We start from the raw sequence: 17,268 nt of genomic DNA, 5'->3' as shown, positions 1-17,268 counted from the left end.
TTCTCATGGATACAGATGCGCGAGTTTTCGCAGCGAGCGGTTCGGGATGGACACAACAGCCACCATCCTTCATGCAGACCTTGATGCGTTCTATGCATCGGTCGAGCAACTGCTCGACCCGACCCTGCGCGGTAAACCGATCGCGGTCGGTGGCGGTGTCGTGCTCGCCGCGTCATACGAAGCCAGGGCCTTCGGCATCAGCGGCGGCATGCCAGGATGGCGGGCGCGCGAGCTTTGCCCGTGTCTGATCTTCGTCGACGGCCATTTCAAGGAGTACCAGCGGCTGGGTAATGCTGCGATCCGTGTGCTCAATGATTTCACTCCCCTGGTCGAGCGGATTTCGATCGACGAGGCCTTCGCCGACGTCGCCGGTTGCACGCATCTGTTTGGCCCGCCGGCCGAGATCGCCAGTGCGGTACGATGCCGCGTGCGGACAGAGCTCGGCCTGCCGATCTCGGTCGGCGTAGCGCGCACCAAGCACTTGGCCAAGATCGCCTCGCAAGTAGCCAAGCCCGATGGGCTGGTGGTTGTCGATCCCGACACCGAGCTCGCTTTCCTGCACGACCTGCCCGTCGGGCTGATGTGGGGCGTCGGCCCGGTTACCGAGGCGCGGCTGGCCGAAATCGATGTCCATACCATCGGGCAGCTGGCGCAGATGCCGGGCCGGTCACTCGAGCAGTTGCTCGGTCACGCGGCCAGCGACAAGCTGACGGCATTGGCATGGAATCGCGATCGACGGGAAATCAAGACACGACGCCGGGCGCAGTCGGCCGGAGCCCAGTCGGCGCTCGGCAAGAAGCCGGCCGAGGAACAAGTATTCCGACCCGCGCTGCGTCACCTTGCCGACCGTGTCGCCACCCGGCTGCGTGCAAGCTTTCGGCCCGGACGGACCGTGACGGTCCGCGTGCGTTTCGCCGAGCTCCGCTCGGTCACCCGCTCCGTCACACTCGATGCACCGATCTCGGCGACGACAATACTGGCCGAGGTTGCCGAAGAGCTCGTACGCAGGGTGCTTGCGGATCACCCGGACGAAAAGACAATCTCACTGCTGGCGATCTCCGTGTCGCACCTCGAGACCTGCTGGGACATTCAGCTTGAGCTCCCACTCGGGCTGAGGGATGAAAAGCGCCGGCCTGGCACCAAGCGAGGGATGGCGCGCTGGTCGGCCGACCGCGCCATGGATCTGATCCGCGATCGCTTCGGGCGCAACGCAGTCGGATATGGGTCTGTCGCCCTCGGCCCTTCCCGCTCCGTCCCCGACGCGTTTCGCGAACTCGCGGAGAAGGACCTTTAGCCGTTGCCGCAGGCGCCAGCGGCGAACGACAACTAAGGCTTCATACCACCGCACGATGCAACGTGCTGCAAACCTGCGAGGGGAGCGCCAAGGCAACGAGAAGAAGTTGGCACCGGCTGACTGAATCGAACAGTCGACATCGGGTTTTGGAGGCCCGCGTTCTGCCACTGAACTAAACCGGTATCTGGTCCTGACTGGGAGAATCGAACTCCGCATCTCCCGGTCCACAACCGAGCGTCCTGCCATTGAACGAAATCAGGAAAGATTAGTCGGAAATGGTCGCGGGTACGGGGGTCGAACCCGCCACTCCAGCCTTATGAGAGCCGGCCCCTTCCCAGCCGAGGCCCCGCGAGGAATTGGCAAGCGCGGCAGGACTCGAACCTGCGATAGCCGGAATCAAAATCCGGCGCCCTAAAGCGTTTTCCAGCGAAGTGGATACCAGTTCGCGTCAAGAAAACGCGTCAACAAGAATCTAGAGCCCAGCTTGGCGACGCGCCCAAGAATCTGGGCATGAATCTGCTCATGAATCTGGTCCTGCCAACGGGAGTTCAACCCGTGAAGTCCAGCGTTGAAAGCGCTGTACCCCTGGCACCAGGCGATGGCAGGTTGGCGCGGGCGGTCGGAATCGAACCGAACACCTCCTGTTTGGAAGACAGGCACGCAGCCCACTACGCCACGCCCGCAGCAATGGAGTCGCCGCAATGAACGAGGAAGCCGCGGCAACGTTCGGCCGGCGCTATCTGTCCTGCAAGATCCGATCGATCGCGATGGGCTCGCGTGATGGCGGAGAGTACAGGGATCGAACCTGTGCGTCCCGAAGGACTCGACGCGTTAGCACCGCGTTGCCTTACCGCTCGGCCAACTCTCCAATTCAAATGATGGCGCGCTCGACTGGACTCGAACCAGCATAGGGCCGTTTAGAAGACGGCTGGCCATCCAGTTGGTCCACGAGCGCATGCTGGAAGCCCCGGCCGGTGCTGCCCCGGCTCATGGCGGTTTTGCAGACCGCCGCGTTCCTGTTTCGCCACGGCGCCCAATTGGCTGCGCGCACAGGAGTCGAACCTGTCTGAGCGGATTCAGAGTCCGCTGCCTAACTAAAGCGTGATGACGTTTCTTCGAATCGTCATCCCGCTTTATCTTTTTGTTTGAGCATGATCTTTTCGGAAAACCGCTACACACTTTTCCGGATCATGCTCTCGCCGATCGTCCAGCGCGCGATGATGGTCTGGGTAGCGTGCTCCGACCACGCGCCTCCGCGGCCCAAACGCGGTGCTCTTCCACACGAGCTTTACCCAGAGAGATTGGCCTTCCCGGCAGGACTCGAACCTGCATACCTTCGCGTTCGTAGCGCGCTGCTCATCCAGTTGAGCTACGGGAAGATGAATATGGCACTGCCAGCGGGACTCGAACCCGCGTCGACCGGCTGAGAACCGGGCATCCTTTGCCGCTAGACGATGGCAGCATGTGCGTTTTTTCGACCACGATGGAGGTCGCTTTCGTTTCGGCGGCTTAAGCTGGCCCGAGATCGGAAGTGGTGGATTGGCTCCCCGCCGCACGATTCGAACGTGCCTTCCTCCGTTAACAGCGGAGCGCCTTCACCGAGATGGCTCGACGGGAATGAGATGGTGGAGCAACGGAGAGTCGAACTCCGGACGCCGATCTTGCAAGGATCAACTGCAGCCCGCTGCCTGCCCCGAAATGGTGCCCAGCGCCAGATTTGAACTGGCCTCCTGCGCTCTTCAGGCGCGTGCAATCACCAGATTTGCTAACTGGGCTAGATGGCGCGGACGTTGGTAATCGAAACCGATTCTCCTGAGTGGCACTCAGGTGCTCGACCTTCCAGCTACGTCCGCAATGACGATGGTGGGTAACCCTGGAATCGAACCAGGCAGGCACAAAGGCGCAGGCTTTACAGGCCCGCTCAGTCCCCAGACTTGACGTTACCCAGATTGGTTGCGGGAGCGCTGATCAAACATCATCCCGCGAAATGGTGCCGAGGTTGCAAACTCATCAGCGGCGCCGGCGTACGTCCGGCCTGGCGCGATCGTTTATGGCGGAGAGCCGAGGACCTGAGCCTCACACCTTGCGGTGCCATCGGTGTTCGAAGCCGTGCCGGCGCGCCTGTCCGGTTGACTCTCCAAGATGGCGGACAGCGGAGGGCCTGATCCCCAGCGCCGAAGCGCCCACTCGATTTCCAATCGAGGCCGGCGTCGCGCCGGTTCACTGTCCCAATGGCGGAGTGACGACGGGCTTGCACCGCAGCGCCTCGCGGCGTCCATCTGTTTTCAAGACAGCGCCGGCACGCTTGTCCGGTTCGTCATCCATCAAATTTGGCCACCACGATAGGACTCGAACCTACATCCTCGACCTTCGGAGGGTCGTGCTCATCCAGTTGAGCTACGTGGTGATGGACGCCGGCGGCAGAAACGCGCCGCCGGCGTCACTTCTCGAGTTCGACGTCCCAGTACAGATAGTCGCGCCAGGTCTCGTGCAGAAAGTTCGGCGGGAACAGACGCTGGGCTGCCATCAAGTCGTACTGCGTCGGCTCGAACGGCTCCCGCAGCGGCTTCAGGTAGAAGCGGCCCTTGCGCGCGTTGCAGGGACTGCAGGCCGCCACGATGTTGGTCCACGACGTCTGGCCGCCGTCCACGCGCGAGACAACGTGGTCGAACGTCAGTTCGCCGCGAAGATACTGGTCGCCGCAATACTGGCAACGGAAGCGATCGCGGAGGAAGACATTGAAGCGGGTGAAGGCTACTCGCGCCGGCGGCCGCACATAGTCGCGCAGCGCGATGACCGACGGCAGCCGCATCACCGTCGACGGGCTGCGAACAACCTGATCGTACTCTGCGACGACGACATGCGATCCCTTCACGACTGCCTTGACGGTGTCCTCCCAGTTGAACAACGACAGCGGGAAATAGCTGAGCGGCTGGAAGTCCGCGTTGAGGACAAGAGCTGGATTTGCTGCGAACATTGCCCTCTCCTCTCGCTGGTGGTGGGCGCCACCGGACTTGAACCGATACTTGGACTGTCGATACTTGGACTGTTATGAGCAGCCAGCTCTATTGTTGAGCTAGACGCCCCCGAATTGGTCGGATGGCAGGATTTGAACCTGCGGTCTCACGCGCCCGAGGCGTGCGCTTTAGCCGGGCTAAGCTACATCCTGGAATTGGCGCCCATGACGAGAATCGAACTCGCCTTTCCGGATCGACAGTCCGGTCCCTTCGCCAGATGGGGACATGGGCAATTGGTTGGGCAATTGGTGCGCTCGGCCGGGATCGAACCGGCATGGTCTCCCACCGCCCTCTCAAGACGGCGCGTCTACCAGTTTCGCCACGAGCGCGGAAATTCAGTTGGAGGACCTGGTCGGACTCGAACCGACGATGCTTTCGCGACGGATTAAGAATCCGCTCCCTTGGCCGCTGGGGGCACAGGTCCGTGATGGAGGATCCGGGTGGTTTCGAACCATTTGCGCACGGGTTAAAAGCCCGCTCCATCTCCATTCAGGTTTAACGCTCCGGATCCATCGTCTTGATGGTGGCGGCGGCCAGCCGCCCCGGTTTCGCGTGGCGCGCCATGATGGCACAGCCCCTCGCCTTTGCTTGCGCAAGCGCAAGCTGGCTCTCGCGGAGAGACGATGCACGCCGGCGGGCAAGCTCTCGGTCATGGTGATCTCCTGTGCTGTTTGGTCCTCCCGTGATGAATCGAACATCCGTCGATCGCTTATCAAGCGATTGCTCTGCCACTGAGCTACGAGAGGAAATTGATGGTGCGTCCGGCAGGCTCTGCCCCTGCCACCTCCGCCGTGTCACAGCGGCGCTCTCCTGAATGAGCTACGGACGCGAGTTGGTGCACGCTGACCGGATCGAACGGCCGACATCCTGTATGTAAGATAGGCGCTCTACCACTGAGCTAAGCGCGCGTTGCAATGGAATTGCAATGTTGGTGCTCCACGACGGATTCGAACCGCCATCGCACGGAATCTAAGTCCGTCGCCTCTACCGATTGGGCTAGTGGAGCAAAATGGGGCCGGCGGAGAGGATCGAACTCCCGACCTTGGCTTTACGAAAACCCTGCACTTCCGCAGTGCTATGCCGGCGTGAAAATCTACAAACGGCCGGGGAAAGTCCGGCCAAAACATAATCGCTGCCTGAAACCACCGTTTGCCGCTCCACTCAAGGAGACCGGTACCGGTCAGCGGATCGCCTTATGTCCTTGCAGGGGCGATCATCCTGTATTCGGCATCACGTCACGTCATCACGCGGCGGCCGCGGTGAGCCGCCGACCACGATCGGTTGATGTAGTCGAGATAAATCTGGCGGGCTTCGGCCTCGGAGATCCCTCGGCGCGCCACGACGGTGCGCACGAAGGCGAGCGCGACCGGCGAGGAGAGAATCCTCTCGCGGGTACGCTTCTCGAGTCCTGTCCTGGTGGTGCTGTTGCGGGCCATGTTGCCCTCCGCCTGTTTGGCAGAGGGGGGATTCCCGCTGCCTGTTACGCTCTGCCTGCTATCCTGCTGGTCCCGAGATAATCGGGCTTCGTCAGATAGCGTGGACCGTGTTCCGTCACGGACATGCGCGACCAATCGCACGGCCGATTAAACGGCAGCGCGGAGGCGGCTTTCGCGACGATATGTGAGCGCAATCGCAACACGGTTTCGGTCCTTAAAGAGCGCCGGCGAATTCGACGGCGTTTTGTGGGGCAGCGGTATGCACCGAGATTTCCGAATCCGTCAAGAGCAATCGCCAAACTATTTTGCAACGGGCGCGCCGCCGCCGGCAGCGTTAACGAAAGTTATTCGCGGCTAATGCGTTCCAATGACACAGCTATTCAGTCGATCGGCCGCCGTCGGCGGCGCGAAGATCGGGGCCAATAATTTTTTGAGGCAATCTTCGTCCTGACTCACGAAGGATAGCCGTTTGCCGAGCGGTTCGAGCTGAAGTTTCCTGCTCGATGGCCTGGCTCGTCGCGATCCGTCGAGCTATCAGGCGCGCATAGCGTATGAACCGAGCCCACGCAGAACCTTGTCTCTGGACTCCGGCGAGATCACCAATACGGGCCCTGCCCGACCGGCTCTGGCATCGGCAAATGCCTGCCGAAAGCGGAATCGGCAGATCACACTATCGAGGCTCTCTTCGTTGCGACGAAGGCGTCGGCCATGAAGCCTCATCCATTTCTCGATCCGCTGGACGCCCAAGCGTCCCAGACCCGGCTGGCTGAGGAGTTCATTTCTGGTATGAAGCGACGCAATCTCGAGCAGGTAGTCGATGCGCGTGGCAGGCTCCTTGCTGATGAGGCCTGCATGCTGGCTGCTGACCAGGATGGTTGCAATCCGCTCCGGCAGATAGCTGTCCATAGGCTGCTCGACAGAAGCGGATTTTGTCATGGTCGGTTCCACGTATAAGTCTGCAGGTCGCGCCGATGTGCTTGAGAATGAATCTATCCGCACAACTCGGGTCTGTTGCAACCACACATGGTGCCTGACGGCGCTCAGTTAGACGGATTCTAAGTCAGATCGTTTCGACTTGTGCATCAATACACCCGCGAGTTGCATATGGTTGTGCAGGGCACTGAGCCAATGACATGACGAATTTGCGAAAGGTGACACACGAGCCGTTTGTCGCATCGCTTTCGATCGATCAGACAAACGACTCCCTCGCTTGGTCGCTCGCTGTCAAATGCACGACACAGCGGGAACAACTGCGCTTGCGATGCCTGCATGATGCAGGCTTCACACGCCCGATCGAACAGCTGAAGTCGGAAGAGATCGTTCTCTGGCTGGCCAAGGTAACTCCGCCCGGCCATGTCGCCGTCGGCGAACCCGATACGCTCGGGATCGAGCACGCCACGCAAGTGCTCGCTGCCGAAGAGACCGAGCGTCTGGCACGATTCCTCCACATTGAGGATCGCATGAGCTATCTCGCGGCGCATGCTGGCGCGCGTCTCCTGCTTGGCAGCCTCGTGGACCAGCCCGCCTCAGCCCTTCGGTTTGAGTCCTCGGCACACGGCAAGCCGATCCTCGTTGGCGGGCCTGCGAATCTCGACTTCAGCCTGAGCCACGCGCGAGGCGCCGTAGCGGTTGCAGCGGCCTGCATGCCTGTTGGTGTCGATATCGAACCGCTGCGCGAAATCGTCGATATGGATTCCATCAGCGAAATCGCGCTGGCAGCCGAAGAACGGAAGGTCCTGTGGAGCGCACCAGCGGCGCTGCGGTCCCGGCTGTTTCTTCGCTATTGGACTCTCAAGGAGGCGGTGCTCAAAGCCGCCGGTCTCGGATTCACGATACCTCCGAATACCGTGGTCATCGATCCAGGCCCCTCTCCTGCGGTGCTATCGCTGCCGGATGCGCTTGGACCCACCGAAGAATGGCGGCTGATCGCTCCCGCCATCTAGCCGCTCACGCGATCAGCTCGCGACGCGAAATCGTCGAAAGCAGCGACTCGGCAATCTCCTGCGAACGCGTAGCCAGCACGGAGAGCAGCGTATCGCTCAACCCGTGAGAAGCTTCCGAATATCCCTGCAGATGGATTTGCGGCCGGAATGCCGGGCTGGTGACGAGCCTGTAGTTGCGATCCAGCACGGCGTCGCGAACATAGCGCTGGATCGGCTCAAGGAATGCGTGCGGGGTTTCCCTGTCGTATCCGGTTGCCAGTACGACGGTATCATAGGTCGATCGGCGACTTCCGCCCCCGAACTTGTCGGCCAGGCTGATCTCGATCCCTTCCGATCCCGCATCCACGCCCGTTATCTCGCTGCGCGGGTGCAACGCGACCCTCGTCTCGCCGCCGACGCGCTGCTGGTAGAGCAGGCGATACAATTGATCGAGCAGATCCGAATCGACCACGGCATAGTTCGTGTTCCGGAAGTTGCGAACGATGGCGTCCCGCCGCTCCGAAGACTGCGCGTAGATGAAGTCGGTGTAATCGGGGTTGAAGATCTCGTTGACGAACGGGCTGCTGTCGGACGGCTTCAAGGCATGGCCGCGAAAGATCAGATCGATGCGCGCGTCCGGAAAGCGGCTGTGGAGGTCGACCGTCACTTCGGTTGCGCTCTGTCCTCCGCCGATCACGGCAACGCGCGCTGCCCTGCCGCCGAAGCCGGCACGCTCGACCGTATCGAGATAGCGGCTGGAGTGGAATAATCTGGAATCACCGGCGATGTTCGCAAACACCTGCGGGATATAAGGCTGCCCTCCCGCCGCGACCACCAGATTTCGTGCAAGCCGCACGGTCTCTCCGCCGGTGAGCGTGCGCGAATGAACCCGCAAGGACGTCACGGTTTGCCCGGCCGTCACCGGCTCGACCGCGATAATGGTTTCGCCGTAGACGGCCTGAGGCTTGAACTGGTCGGCAACCCACCGGAGATAGTCGTTGAACTCTATCCTGCTCGGATAGAACGTCCGGCAGTTGACGAAATCCAGCAGACGGCCGCGCTTGTGCAGATAGTTCACGAAGGTGAACGGACTGGTCGGATCGCGCAGCGAAACGAGATCCTTGAGAAACGAGATCTGCATGTCGCTGCCCGGCAGCAGCATGCCGCCGTGCCAGGTGAAATGCGGCTGCCTTTCCACGAACAGCGGCGCGCATTTCAGGCGTGACCTTCTGGCGGATTCGTCCAATGCGATCGCGAGCGCAAGATTGGAAGGCCCGAATCCGACGCCGATGACGTCGTGCTCGATCGCAAGCTGGTGAGACATGAAGCTGCGCTCCGTTCGGGCGTTAGGACCTGGTCGCCGGCGCTGTGGCTGCCGGCAGCCACAGCCGGTCGCCGAAGAAGCGCTCGCGCAGCAGCGTAACGAGGGTGGCCCGCTTGTGCGGAAAATCGAAGTTCTTGATTTTGGCAAATCCCGAAACTTCCAGATTACGGATCTGCTGCGAATGCGCTGCCGCCGGCTCGCCGACGATTTGCTGCGTCCGGCAATCGTCCAGGAACATGTAGTGCATCAGCGACGGCAGCCAGGCGCTGATATAGCGGCGCCCGCGATAGGCATCCTCGCCGACGACGACGTGCCAGCCGCGATCGTAATCATCGGCATCGTAGAACGGCGCAATGCGATTTTCCTTGGCCCAATAGAGCTCGAAATAGCCGAACGGCTCGTCATCGAAACAGCCGATCAGCGGCAGCATATGCGGGTCCGACAGAATACCCGACAGATAGCGCCGATGCTTTTCGAGATCGCCCGCCTCGTTCCAGAACGCGTCGACGCGGGGATCGTTCATCCACCGGTGCAGCAGGTGCAGATCCTTGTCGAGGTCGGCGACGCGAAAGGAGATCACCTCGGCGAGCCAGGGTATGAAGCGGGCATACACCTTTCCCGCAGGCTTGGGCGGGCGCCGCGGATGGCGTTTCCCGTCCGTCATCACATGGAGTTGCGGCATTGGCGGCTGTCCGGCATTGACCAGCCAATTATCCGGCCGCTGCATCAGCAATTCCGGAAGCAACACAAGCTCCGTTCCCGCCATGACAACGAGGCCATGGTTCATCAGCTCGCGCGCAAGCGATTCTCCGGCGGCCAGATCCAGCACAAGCCGGTCAAGGGTCGGCCGCCATCCGAACACGGCTTCTGCCGCCGCCGCAACCGCAGATATCGCGAGGTGCAGATCGTCGGGCGTATCCGATAGTTTCAGGCGATCCAGCGGCTCCTCGAGCCGCAGCCGCATCACGGTCGTGGCGCCCACAGCAACCCGTAGGTCTCCGCCGCCATCCTGAACGACTGTCATCGCAGAATGCGGTCCGATCGGAAATGCGCGGGGCCCGATCGCGGAGCTCGAAGCTTTATTCATCCGGCCCTCGCATCGCCAACGTGATTGCTGAAAACAGAACGCGATCATCACTCGCGCTCGCGATCTAAAGCACTCCCGCGCAGGATGACAAGGAATGCCACCACACGTAGTTTAGATTCCTTACAAATCCGACAAGACGGCGGCGTAGAGGGCATCCGACGCTCTCAACGGCCATACTTTTCCAAAGAGCCTGAACTTCGACTCAAATTTTCTCGGAGAATAAAATAGCTCTAAAGAGACGCATTAGTTGGAACCGATGACGACTTGATGATTTCATGCGCCACCGCTTCGCCGGCAATGACTTTGCCGTGACGAAGTCGCACGAGATGATCCGCCACGCCGAAATAGCGGTCATCGTGCGAAATCACGATGATCGTCTTGCCCATGCGCTTCAGGTCGGGCAGCAGCTCCGTGTAGAAGATGTGACGGAAGGCAGGATCCTGATCCGCGGCCCACTCGTCGAACACGAGGACCGGCCTCTCCTCGAGCCACGCATTCATCAGCGCCAGCCGCTTACGCTGGCCGGTCGAGAGGTCCGTCGTCGTAAACACGCCGTTCTCGACCGAGACCTTGTGCGCGACCTCCAATCGCTTCAGGTAGCGTTCTGCGTCCTCAGGCACCATCCCGGCCCCCTGCAGCAGATCCTCAAACAGGTAATAGTCGGAGAAGATGGTGGTGAAGAGCTGCCGGTAATCATCGCGCGTTTCCGTCTCGACCGGCCGGCCATCGCGCAGCACCGTACCGCTTTGCGGTGCGTAAAGGCCGAGCAGCAGCTTGATCAGCGTGGTCTTGCCGCTGCCGTTCTCGCCGACAATGAAGACGATGTCTCCCCGGCGGACATGCAGGTCGATCGGCCCGAGCACGAAAGGCTCGCTGCCCGGCACGGCACGGAAGCCATACGACACGCTGCGGAGCTCGATCGATTCGATCCTGGCTGATCCATCGGGCGCGGTGGACGGCGCGGCCAGCAAGTCCTGTTCGGGCGTCGAGAACTGCTCCGAAAGATCGGCAATCCGCCGCATCGCCACCTGCGCACGGCCCAGCGACGGCAGGATTCCGATGACCTGATCGATCGGCCCCCGCATATAGAGCAGCACCAGGACGAACCCGCTGGAGACCGCCGCCGGGCTGTCCGGCCAGAGGAACGGCCGTAACGTCAGCGCCACGCCGATCACGACGAAGAACAGCATCGCGCCCAGCGCCCGCGCCGTCACGAACAGATTGATCGACTTGACCTGCACCGTGCTGATCCGGTCGACCGTGCGCTGGAGCTGCTCGACATAGACGCGCTGGCGGCGCGCGCGGTTCAGCCGCAGTTCCTTCGCGCCCTCGGCGATCGCGCGATAGTGCTTCTGCAGTTCGTCTTCCGAATCGCGGGCGGCGTTGAACCCGCGAACGCCCCGCGTTCGCGCAAATGCATGCGCAAGCGAGCCGAGGACGATGACCAGTCCGGTAATCAGAAACAGCGGCCACGACAGCACCGCCAGATAGACCATGCAGCCGATCGTGATGATGAGCGAGACGAAGAAGGAAGAAAAGAAGAACGCGAAATCGCTGATCGTATCGACATCCTGCGTGAGCACCGGGATAAGGCGATGCGTCCGATAGATTTCGAGCTGATCGATCGGGGCCGCCAGAATCTTGGCGGCGAGCGACTTGCGGAGCTCGGCAATGATCCGCTGTCCGACATAGTTGGCGCTGATATCGGCGCCGATGGAACCAATCAGGATCAACAGGCACAAGCCTGCAAATGCGGAAAGCAGCGTTGCGACATCTCCCTGCGTGGCATAGAGCCCGCGATTGACGACCGCAAGCAACCCCGCAACGCTGGCGCCGCCGACAACGCCGAGCACGATCCCGCCGAGCACGATCGGCCAATATGGCCGCAAAAGATGCAGGATCTGGGCCGTGAGGCCGCTTCGTGGATTCATCATGAGTGCCGCGCGCTGGAGTAGAGCTGAAGCGAACCTACACGGCCCGTCCTGATACGAACAGCCTTGCCGGTGGGATGCGAATACATGATGGCAGCATCACTCTTCCAGAGCTTATTTTTCGGCCTTTTCGATTGATTCTAATTTGTGATCGACGGCGCGTTTAATAAAATGTGAGTGGTACCGCCTTTGCATCGCAGCCGACGAGCGAGTAGGACATGATCCAGCCGCTATGTCGGGCCGCGATTTCCAGACATTGAAGCGCTTGCAGGCCAGCATCGGCCAGGCCGACTGGAGGACGACTTGGATTCGCTTGTTTCGGAGACCCGCATCGCGCTCGCCGATGCCGCCGGCCTCGCCGCCCGGATGATCGATCATCTGGCTGAGCATGACATCGCCTTCGAGGACCAGGGCGGCCTGATGGTGGCGAAGCTGCCGTTTGGAACCAGTTCGCTCGCCGTCGAGGCCGAGGCGCTCAAGATCCGCGTCGAGGCCAAAGACAAGGGCCATCTCGAAATGCTGCGCTCGGTCGTGGCGTCACACGTGATCGAGTTCGCCGGCGACGAAGCACCGACCATCGTCTGGTCCGGCCATGAGTCCGATGGCGGCACGCTGGCGAACTTCCGCGAAGTGCGGCTGAAGGCAGCGACCGACCTGACGCCGCGGATGCGCCGCCTGACCTTCACTGGAGACGACATCGCGCGCTTCGTGAACGACGATGACCTGCATGTCCGCCTCTATTTCCCCCCGGCGGGCCTCGCCAAGCCTGAATGGCCGTGGCCCGCGCCGGACGGACGAATCCTCTGGCCGGAACCGGACCGCAGGCCCGTCACCCGCTACTACACCATCCGCCGCATCGATCTGGAGAAGCGCGAAATCGATATCGATTTCGTCGTCCATGACCATGCCGGACCGGGTTCGGCATTCGCAGTCAACGCGCAAGCCGGCGCCATTTGCGGCATGGCCGGCCCGCTCGGGCGAGGCATTCGCCCGGCGCGCTGGGTGATGATGGCAGGCGACGAGACCGCCCTGCCCGCCATGGCGCGAATTCTCGAGACGCTGCCGGCAACGGCAACGGGCGAAGTCTTCATCGAAGTCGCCGACCGACTCGAAGAGGTTCCGCTGGTCGCGCCCACCGGCGTAACGGTCCGCTGGCTGCATCGCGGCGACCGTCCGGCCGGGACGACGCAGCTATTGGTCGATGCCGTCAAGGCCGTGCAATGGCCCGACCATCGCGACGTCTTTGCGTGGGTCGCGTGCGAGGCGCAGGCGCTGAAGGCGCTGCGAAATCATCTGCGCGAAGACCGAAAACTCTCCCGCGATCAGCATCTGGCGGTCGCGTATTGGAGCCAGCGCCAGCCATGATGTCCCGACACACACAGATCGGCGGGACGGCGGGCGCCTCGCACCGTATCGCAGGCACATTCTCATGCAGGTAGTTCGGCCAATCGAAATCGCGCAAGCCTCGTCCGATGCGCCCGCCCCGTTGTTCGAGCTCGACCGGGTCGGCTTCGCAGTCGCAGAGCGCGCGCTGCTCGAACCGCTCACCCTCTCCCTTCCCGCGCGCAGCGTCGTGGGCCTGATCGGACACAATGGCTCCGGCAAATCGACCCTGCTGAAATTGCTGGCGCGGCAGCAGCCGAGCTCTTCCGGCACGATCCGCTTCGAGGGGCGCGCGTTGCGCGAATGGAGCGATCGGGAGTACGCCCGCAAGGTCGCCTATCTGCCACAGCAGACGCCGCCTGCCGCCGGTATGCTGGTGAAGGAGCTGGTTGCGCTCGGCCGCTATCCCTGGCACGGCGCGCTCGGCCGGTTTGGCGATACCGACCGCGACAAGGTCGCGGAAGCGATGGCGCTGACTCACATCGAGCCGTTTGCTGACCGGCTGGTCGATACTTTGTCAGGCGGCGAGCGCCAGCGGGTATGGATAGCGATGCTGGTTGCGCAGGATGCCGAATGCCTGCTGCTCGACGAGCCCACCTCGGCGCTCGACATCGCCCACCAGATCGAGGTTCTGTCGCTCGTCAAGCAGCTCGCCCGCGAGCGCAATCTCGGTGTGGTCGTCGTGCTCCATGACGTCAACATGGCGGCGCGTTTCTGCGACGAGATCATCGCCTTGCATTCAGGCAAGCTGATTGCCCGCGGCACCCCGGACAAGATCATGACCCCGGCCGAGCTCGAAACCATCTACGGCATCGCGATGGGGGTGATGCCGTCGCCGGATCACGGCCATCTCATCAGTTTCGCGCGGTGACGATCCACGTTCACCGCGCCTCTCATCCGCGCCGCGGGCGCAACAGCCAGATGAGATAAGGCCCGGCAAGCATCATCGCGAAAATGCCGGCTGGCATCTGGAATGGAAATATCACCATTCGCCCGGCCCAATCCGCAAACACCATCAGGATGGCCCCGATCATCGCAGCGAGCGCTGCCTGATGAAGGGCGCGCTGCGCGCCCATCATCCGCGCCATGTGCGGGGCGATGAAGCCGACCAGGCTCAATAGCCCCACCATCAGCGTCGCCGTCGCCGTCAGCAAAGCCGTCAGCAGCATGATGATGATGCGGCTTCTGCCCAGTGAGATGCCGACCGAACGCGATGCCGCCGCTCCCAGCGGCAGGATGTCGAGCCAGCGGGACAGCATCGGCACCATGACCAGCAGAATCAGCGCGGCGGCAGCAAGCACCAGGGCCTCCGCCGGGCCGATCTGATACAGCGACCCCGTCAGCAACGACAGAAGCATGCCGATGCGCGGATCGCCGGTCGCCAGCGCCATGGCAATGATCGCGCCGAACGCCGCGCTCATGGCGACGCCTGCAAGCAGCACCCGCTCCGGACTGAATTCGGACCGCCGGCTGAACAGCAACACCAGTGCCAGCACGAGGAAGGCGCCGATCCCGCCCGCTGCAATCTGCGCCAGCCGCGTGTGAGCGGGAAAGAGATAGAGAAGAACGATGACGCCCATCGCAGCGCCGTAGCTGATGCCCATCACCTCCGGCGCAGCCATCGGATTTCCGGTCATGCGCTGCAGCAGCGTGCCGGCCACGGCCAGCGTCGCGCCCGCCGCCAGCGCCGACACCACGCGCGGCCAGCGCCATGGCCAAAATTCCTGGATGCCGGCGAGGCCGCTCCAGCGCCAGCCCTCGGAGCCAACGCCCACGGCAAGCGCGATCCAGACCACGAACAGCAGCAAGGCGAGCGCGAACAGGATCATCCGCCAGGGATGATCGAGACGTGGCGGAACGGATGGCGTGAGGTTTCCCACCAGCACGGTGGAGCGTAGCCGCGGCAGCAACACCAGCAACATCGGCGCGCCGATCAGGGCTGTCACGGCGCCCGCCGGCATTTCGCGGTAACCGGGCGGGATCAGCAGCACAAGCTCGTCCGTGAGCCACAGCAGCATGGCGCCGCAAAGCGGGGCCCAGATCAGCCGGTCGCGAAACCGGCGCGCGCCTGACAGCATGACGATGGCCGGCGCGGCAAGGCCCACAAAGCCCATCACGCCGACCACGCTTACGACCGAGGCGCTGAGCGCGATCGCAATCGCCAGCGCGCAGACCCGCGCTCTTGTCAGTCCGAGGCCGAGATTGCGCGCGGTCTCGTCGTCGAATCCGAGCAAGGTCAGCGGGCGAACCATCGCCGCGATCAGCACGAAGGAAATCAGCAATCGCGGCGCCAGGAACGTCACGTTGTTCCAGTCCTGCTGATTGAGGAAGCCGGCGCCCCAGATGAACAGGCCGATCAGATATTCGTGGTTGAGCAGCACCAGCGCCTGGGTCGTCACGGCGCAATAATAGGCAACGATCAGCCCGGCCAGCACCAGCACGACCGGCGACAGCGCACGTTTCCAGGTTAGTCCGAACACACACAGGAAGGCCGCGAACCCACCGGCCAGCGCAATCCACTCGCGGCCGAAGGCGAGCAGCGACGGCGCCCACAGCGTCGTGAGAGCCAGCGCCAGATAGGCGCCATTCAGGACACCGAGGGTGCTCGGTTCAGCCAGCGGATTGCGCAGCACCTGCTGACAGACGGTGCCGGCGAGACCAAGGGCCGCGCCGGCCAGCAGCGCCACGGCGATGCGCGGAAACACGGTATAGTGCACGAGCATCTGCTGCGGGTCGTTGATCTCGGGCCGCCACAGCACCGATAGCCACGCGCCGGCCGGCAGATGTCCCGACAGATCCCGCCACGTCAGCGCAAAGGCCGCCGCAAACAGCAGGCCGATCAGCGCGGCCGGATGCATCTCGATCCCGGACCGGGCGGGCAGCGCGTCAACCTTGCTCATTGTTGTCCTGCGGCAGACGTTCGGCGAGCAGACGTGCGAAGCGCTCCGCCGCCGGCACACCGCCATAGAAGAATTGATTGCCTAGCACCGTCAGCCGTCCCGACCGAAGGAACGGCAGCGTCTGCAGTACTGGACTCGACTTGAGCAGGGCCTCGATATCGGCAACGCGCGAGCTCAACAGCACCAATCGCGCGTCGGGGACCGCGGCGAGAACTTCGAGGCCGACGCTGGTGTGCCCCCACGGGCCGCTCTGCCCGGTCCAGGCATTCTTCAACCCGAACTGATTGAGCACCTCCTGATAGAGGCTGTTCGGACCGAATACGAGCGCACGGTTGCGCGCGATCTCGCTGACGAGATAGAGCGGCTTGCCACCGCGGCCCCGAACCTGTTCGCGATAGCCTGTCATGGCGACGTCGAACCGCGCCAGGTAGGCTTCGCACGCAGCCTGCACGCCGAGACGCTGCGCAAGCTCCATCGTCGAACGGCGCGCGGTTTCCAGGGGATGCCCGCCGGGCTTGAAGATCGTGAACACCTCGACCGGGGCGACCAGCTTGAGCCGGGGCATGGCGGCCATGATGCTGGGATCGATGATGATGATGTCGGGCGCCAAACTCTGCAGCAGTTCGAGATTCGGCTCCGAACGCAGGCCGATTTCCTGAACGCTCGACGGGACAGCCGGTTCGACGACGAGCCTGCCGTAGCGCTCGATCTCCGGAACGACCAGCGGCACCATGCCGAGCGCCAGTATCGTCTGCGCACAGGCCCAGCCAAGCGCGGCAACGCGGGGGCCGGATGGCGATCCCCCGCCTTGTGCAAATGCCATCGGCAAGCCACCGGCAAGCGCCGCGCCGCCGATGCCCGCGCCCGCTCTTAGAAGCGCGCGGCGGGACAGCCTGTAGTCGGGGACAAACGTGCTCATGGAATCCGGCTCAGGAAAGCCTTGCGGCGAGGTCGCGGAGGGTACCGCCATGACA

General features: G+C 62.7%; 12 protein-coding genes, 26 tRNA genes and 1 pseudogene. 4 read left to right on the top strand and 35 right to left on the bottom strand.

Annotated elements, in window-relative coordinates; genetic code table 11:
* The first annotated feature begins 46 nt into the window (after positions 1 to 46).
* The gene (gene dinB / locus LMTR21_RS13650) at positions 47 to 1,294 is read left to right on the top strand and encodes a DNA polymerase IV (protein ID WP_065750052.1); all 1,248 of its coding nucleotides are present in this window, start codon (positions 47 to 49) and stop codon (positions 1,292 to 1,294) included.
* Between the two features lie 107 nt (positions 1,295 to 1,401).
* Here the strand turns inward: dinB and LMTR21_RS13645 are convergent.
* From LMTR21_RS13645 to LMTR21_RS13500, 30 genes and pseudogenes are all read right to left on the bottom strand, one after another.
* Positions 1,402 to 1,476 (bottom strand) — tRNA-Trp (locus tag LMTR21_RS13645).
* A gap of 3 nt (positions 1,477 to 1,479) precedes the next feature.
* A tRNA-His gene (locus tag LMTR21_RS13640) sits at positions 1,480 to 1,554 on the bottom strand.
* A gap of 16 nt (positions 1,555 to 1,570) precedes the next feature.
* Positions 1,571 to 1,645 (bottom strand) — tRNA-Met (locus LMTR21_RS13635).
* Positions 1,646 to 1,651: 6 nt separating this feature from the next.
* A tRNA-Gln gene (locus tag LMTR21_RS13630) sits at positions 1,652 to 1,792 on the bottom strand.
* A gap of 31 nt (positions 1,793 to 1,823) precedes the next feature.
* Positions 1,824 to 1,900 (bottom strand) — tRNA-Glu (locus LMTR21_RS13625).
* A 1-nt stretch (position 1,901) separates the two neighbouring features.
* A tRNA-Gly gene (locus LMTR21_RS13620) sits at positions 1,902 to 1,977 on the bottom strand.
* Between the two features lie 98 nt (positions 1,978 to 2,075).
* Positions 2,076 to 2,162: transfer RNA gene (locus LMTR21_RS13615), tRNA-Ser, on the bottom strand.
* Positions 2,163 to 2,173: 11 nt separating this feature from the next.
* Positions 2,174 to 2,249, bottom strand: a tRNA-Arg gene (locus LMTR21_RS13610).
* Positions 2,250 to 2,253: 4 nt separating this feature from the next.
* Positions 2,254 to 2,328: transfer RNA gene (locus LMTR21_RS13605), tRNA-Cys, on the bottom strand.
* Positions 2,329 to 2,596: 268 nt separating this feature from the next.
* Positions 2,597 to 2,673: transfer RNA gene (locus LMTR21_RS13600), tRNA-Arg, on the bottom strand.
* A 7-nt stretch (positions 2,674 to 2,680) separates the two neighbouring features.
* Positions 2,681 to 2,756, bottom strand: a tRNA-Glu gene (locus LMTR21_RS13595).
* An 82-nt stretch (positions 2,757 to 2,838) separates the two neighbouring features.
* A tRNA-Asn gene (locus LMTR21_RS13590) sits at positions 2,839 to 2,911 on the bottom strand.
* A gap of 6 nt (positions 2,912 to 2,917) precedes the next feature.
* A tRNA-OTHER gene (locus LMTR21_RS13585) sits at positions 2,918 to 2,989 on the bottom strand.
* Positions 2,990 to 2,993: 4 nt separating this feature from the next.
* Positions 2,994 to 3,069, bottom strand: a tRNA-Phe gene (locus LMTR21_RS13580).
* A 4-nt stretch (positions 3,070 to 3,073) separates the two neighbouring features.
* Positions 3,074 to 3,147, bottom strand: a tRNA-Gly gene (locus LMTR21_RS13575).
* An 8-nt stretch (positions 3,148 to 3,155) separates the two neighbouring features.
* Positions 3,156 to 3,240: transfer RNA gene (locus LMTR21_RS13570), tRNA-Tyr, on the bottom strand.
* A 385-nt stretch (positions 3,241 to 3,625) separates the two neighbouring features.
* Positions 3,626 to 3,701: transfer RNA gene (locus LMTR21_RS13565), tRNA-Arg, on the bottom strand.
* A 33-nt stretch (positions 3,702 to 3,734) separates the two neighbouring features.
* Positions 3,735 to 4,271, bottom strand: coding sequence for an HNH endonuclease (locus tag LMTR21_RS13560; protein ID WP_065750051.1), 537 nt, complete (start codon positions 4,269 to 4,271; stop codon positions 3,735 to 3,737).
* Positions 4,272 to 4,290: 19 nt separating this feature from the next.
* A pseudogene (locus LMTR21_RS13555) lies at positions 4,291 to 4,380 on the bottom strand.
* A 6-nt stretch (positions 4,381 to 4,386) separates the two neighbouring features.
* A tRNA-Pro gene (locus LMTR21_RS13550) sits at positions 4,387 to 4,463 on the bottom strand.
* A 4-nt stretch (positions 4,464 to 4,467) separates the two neighbouring features.
* Positions 4,468 to 4,542: transfer RNA gene (locus LMTR21_RS13545), tRNA-Asp, on the bottom strand.
* A 15-nt stretch (positions 4,543 to 4,557) separates the two neighbouring features.
* A tRNA-Leu gene (locus tag LMTR21_RS13540) sits at positions 4,558 to 4,640 on the bottom strand.
* Positions 4,641 to 4,651: 11 nt separating this feature from the next.
* Positions 4,652 to 4,735, bottom strand: a tRNA-Lys gene (locus tag LMTR21_RS13535).
* A gap of 248 nt (positions 4,736 to 4,983) precedes the next feature.
* Positions 4,984 to 5,057: transfer RNA gene (locus LMTR21_RS13530), tRNA-Ile, on the bottom strand.
* A gap of 7 nt (positions 5,058 to 5,064) precedes the next feature.
* Positions 5,065 to 5,140: transfer RNA gene (locus LMTR21_RS13525), tRNA-Val, on the bottom strand.
* A gap of 4 nt (positions 5,141 to 5,144) precedes the next feature.
* Positions 5,145 to 5,219: transfer RNA gene (locus LMTR21_RS13520), tRNA-Val, on the bottom strand.
* 21 nt (positions 5,220 to 5,240) lie between these two features.
* Positions 5,241 to 5,317, bottom strand: a tRNA-Leu gene (locus tag LMTR21_RS13515).
* A 4-nt stretch (positions 5,318 to 5,321) separates the two neighbouring features.
* Positions 5,322 to 5,396: transfer RNA gene (locus tag LMTR21_RS13510), tRNA-Thr, on the bottom strand.
* Positions 5,397 to 5,546: 150 nt separating this feature from the next.
* Positions 5,547 to 5,747 carry a hypothetical protein gene (locus LMTR21_RS13505; RefSeq protein ID WP_065750050.1) on the bottom strand — a complete coding sequence of 67 codons (201 nt, stop codon included), beginning with the start codon at positions 5,745 to 5,747 and terminating at the stop codon, positions 5,547 to 5,549.
* A 534-nt stretch (positions 5,748 to 6,281) separates the two neighbouring features.
* Positions 6,282 to 6,683: a hypothetical protein gene (locus tag LMTR21_RS13500; protein WP_141688028.1), complete on the bottom strand. Its 402-nt coding sequence runs from the start codon at positions 6,681 to 6,683 to the stop codon at positions 6,282 to 6,284.
* Positions 6,684 to 7,003: 320 nt separating this feature from the next.
* On the opposite strand from LMTR21_RS13500, the gene LMTR21_RS13495 reads away from it, so the two are divergent.
* Positions 7,004 to 7,690, top strand: coding sequence for a 4'-phosphopantetheinyl transferase family protein (locus LMTR21_RS13495; RefSeq protein WP_187399352.1), 687 nt, complete (start codon positions 7,004 to 7,006; stop codon positions 7,688 to 7,690).
* Between the two features lie 4 nt (positions 7,691 to 7,694).
* On the opposite strand, the gene LMTR21_RS13490 is transcribed toward LMTR21_RS13495, so the two are convergent.
* The 3 genes from LMTR21_RS13490 to LMTR21_RS13480 all read right to left on the bottom strand — a co-directional run bounded on the left by LMTR21_RS13490 (position 7,695) and on the right by LMTR21_RS13480 (position 12,014).
* Positions 7,695 to 8,993 carry a lysine N(6)-hydroxylase/L-ornithine N(5)-oxygenase family protein gene (locus tag LMTR21_RS13490; RefSeq protein WP_065750047.1) on the bottom strand — a complete coding sequence of 433 codons (1,299 nt, stop codon included), beginning with the start codon at positions 8,991 to 8,993 and terminating at the stop codon, positions 7,695 to 7,697.
* Positions 8,994 to 9,015: 22 nt separating this feature from the next.
* Positions 9,016 to 10,017: a GNAT family N-acetyltransferase gene (locus tag LMTR21_RS13485; protein ID WP_141688027.1), complete on the bottom strand. Its 1,002-nt coding sequence runs from the start codon at positions 10,015 to 10,017 to the stop codon at positions 9,016 to 9,018.
* Between the two features lie 293 nt (positions 10,018 to 10,310).
* Complete coding sequence (locus LMTR21_RS13480; protein ID WP_084030345.1) at positions 10,311 to 12,014, bottom strand: cyclic peptide export ABC transporter; 1,704 nt, start codon at positions 12,012 to 12,014, stop codon at positions 10,311 to 10,313.
* A gap of 300 nt (positions 12,015 to 12,314) precedes the next feature.
* On the opposite strand from LMTR21_RS13480, the gene LMTR21_RS13475 reads away from it, so the two are divergent.
* Positions 12,315 to 13,376, top strand: coding sequence for a siderophore-interacting protein (locus LMTR21_RS13475; protein ID WP_065750045.1), 1,062 nt, complete (start codon positions 12,315 to 12,317; stop codon positions 13,374 to 13,376).
* Between the two features lie 64 nt (positions 13,377 to 13,440).
* Positions 13,441 to 14,265 (top strand): ATP-binding cassette domain-containing protein, encoded by an 825-nt coding sequence (locus LMTR21_RS13470; RefSeq protein ID WP_065750044.1) that lies wholly within the window; start codon positions 13,441 to 13,443, stop codon positions 14,263 to 14,265.
* A gap of 22 nt (positions 14,266 to 14,287) precedes the next feature.
* Here LMTR21_RS13470 and fhuB read toward each other — a convergent pair whose 3' ends face one another.
* Both fhuB and LMTR21_RS13460 read right to left on the bottom strand, forming a co-directional pair.
* Positions 14,288 to 16,294 carry a Fe(3+)-hydroxamate ABC transporter permease FhuB gene (gene fhuB / locus LMTR21_RS13465; RefSeq protein WP_141688026.1) on the bottom strand — a complete coding sequence of 669 codons (2,007 nt, stop codon included), beginning with the start codon at positions 16,292 to 16,294 and terminating at the stop codon, positions 14,288 to 14,290.
* Complete coding sequence (locus LMTR21_RS13460; RefSeq protein WP_084030344.1) at positions 16,281 to 17,264, bottom strand: ABC transporter substrate-binding protein; 984 nt, start codon at positions 17,262 to 17,264, stop codon at positions 16,281 to 16,283. The genes fhuB and LMTR21_RS13460 overlap by 14 nt, the downstream gene beginning before the upstream one ends.
* Positions 17,265 to 17,268: the final 4 nt, after the last annotated feature.

The organism is Bradyrhizobium paxllaeri (assembly GCF_001693515.2).
Classification (GTDB): domain Bacteria; phylum Pseudomonadota; class Alphaproteobacteria; order Rhizobiales; family Xanthobacteraceae; genus Bradyrhizobium; species Bradyrhizobium paxllaeri.
The sequence above is the reverse complement of the archived record's forward strand: the minus strand, read 5'-3'. Positions and strand labels throughout refer to the sequence as shown.

Excerpts from the sequence above, each read along its gene's own strand:
- LMTR21_RS13505 (WP_065750050.1), bottom strand. The coding sequence starts at position 5,747 with ATGGCCCGCAACAGCACCACCAGGACAGGACTCGAGAAGCGTACCCGC.
- LMTR21_RS13485 (WP_141688027.1), bottom strand. The coding sequence starts at position 10,017 with ATGACAGTCGTTCAGGATGGCGGCGGAGACCTACGGGTTGCTGTGGGC.
- LMTR21_RS13460 (WP_084030344.1), bottom strand. The coding sequence starts at position 17,264 with ATGGCGGTACCCTCCGCGACCTCGCCGCAAGGCTTTCCTGAGCCGGAT.
- LMTR21_RS13480 (WP_084030345.1), bottom strand. The coding sequence starts at position 12,014 with ATGATGAATCCACGAAGCGGCCTCACGGCCCAGATCCTGCATCTTTTG.
- LMTR21_RS13500 (WP_141688028.1), bottom strand. The coding sequence starts at position 6,683 with ATGACAAAATCCGCTTCTGTCGAGCAGCCTATGGACAGCTATCTGCCG.
- LMTR21_RS13560 (WP_065750051.1), bottom strand. The coding sequence starts at position 4,271 with ATGTTCGCAGCAAATCCAGCTCTTGTCCTCAACGCGGACTTCCAGCCG.
- LMTR21_RS13490 (WP_065750047.1), bottom strand. The coding sequence starts at position 8,993 with ATGTCTCACCAGCTTGCGATCGAGCACGACGTCATCGGCGTCGGATTC.
- fhuB (WP_141688026.1), bottom strand. The coding sequence starts at position 16,294 with ATGAGCAAGGTTGACGCGCTGCCCGCCCGGTCCGGGATCGAGATGCAT.
- LMTR21_RS13470 (WP_065750044.1), top strand. The coding sequence starts at position 13,441 with ATGCAGGTAGTTCGGCCAATCGAAATCGCGCAAGCCTCGTCCGATGCG.
- dinB (WP_065750052.1), top strand. The coding sequence starts at position 47 with ATGGACACAACAGCCACCATCCTTCATGCAGACCTTGATGCGTTCTAT.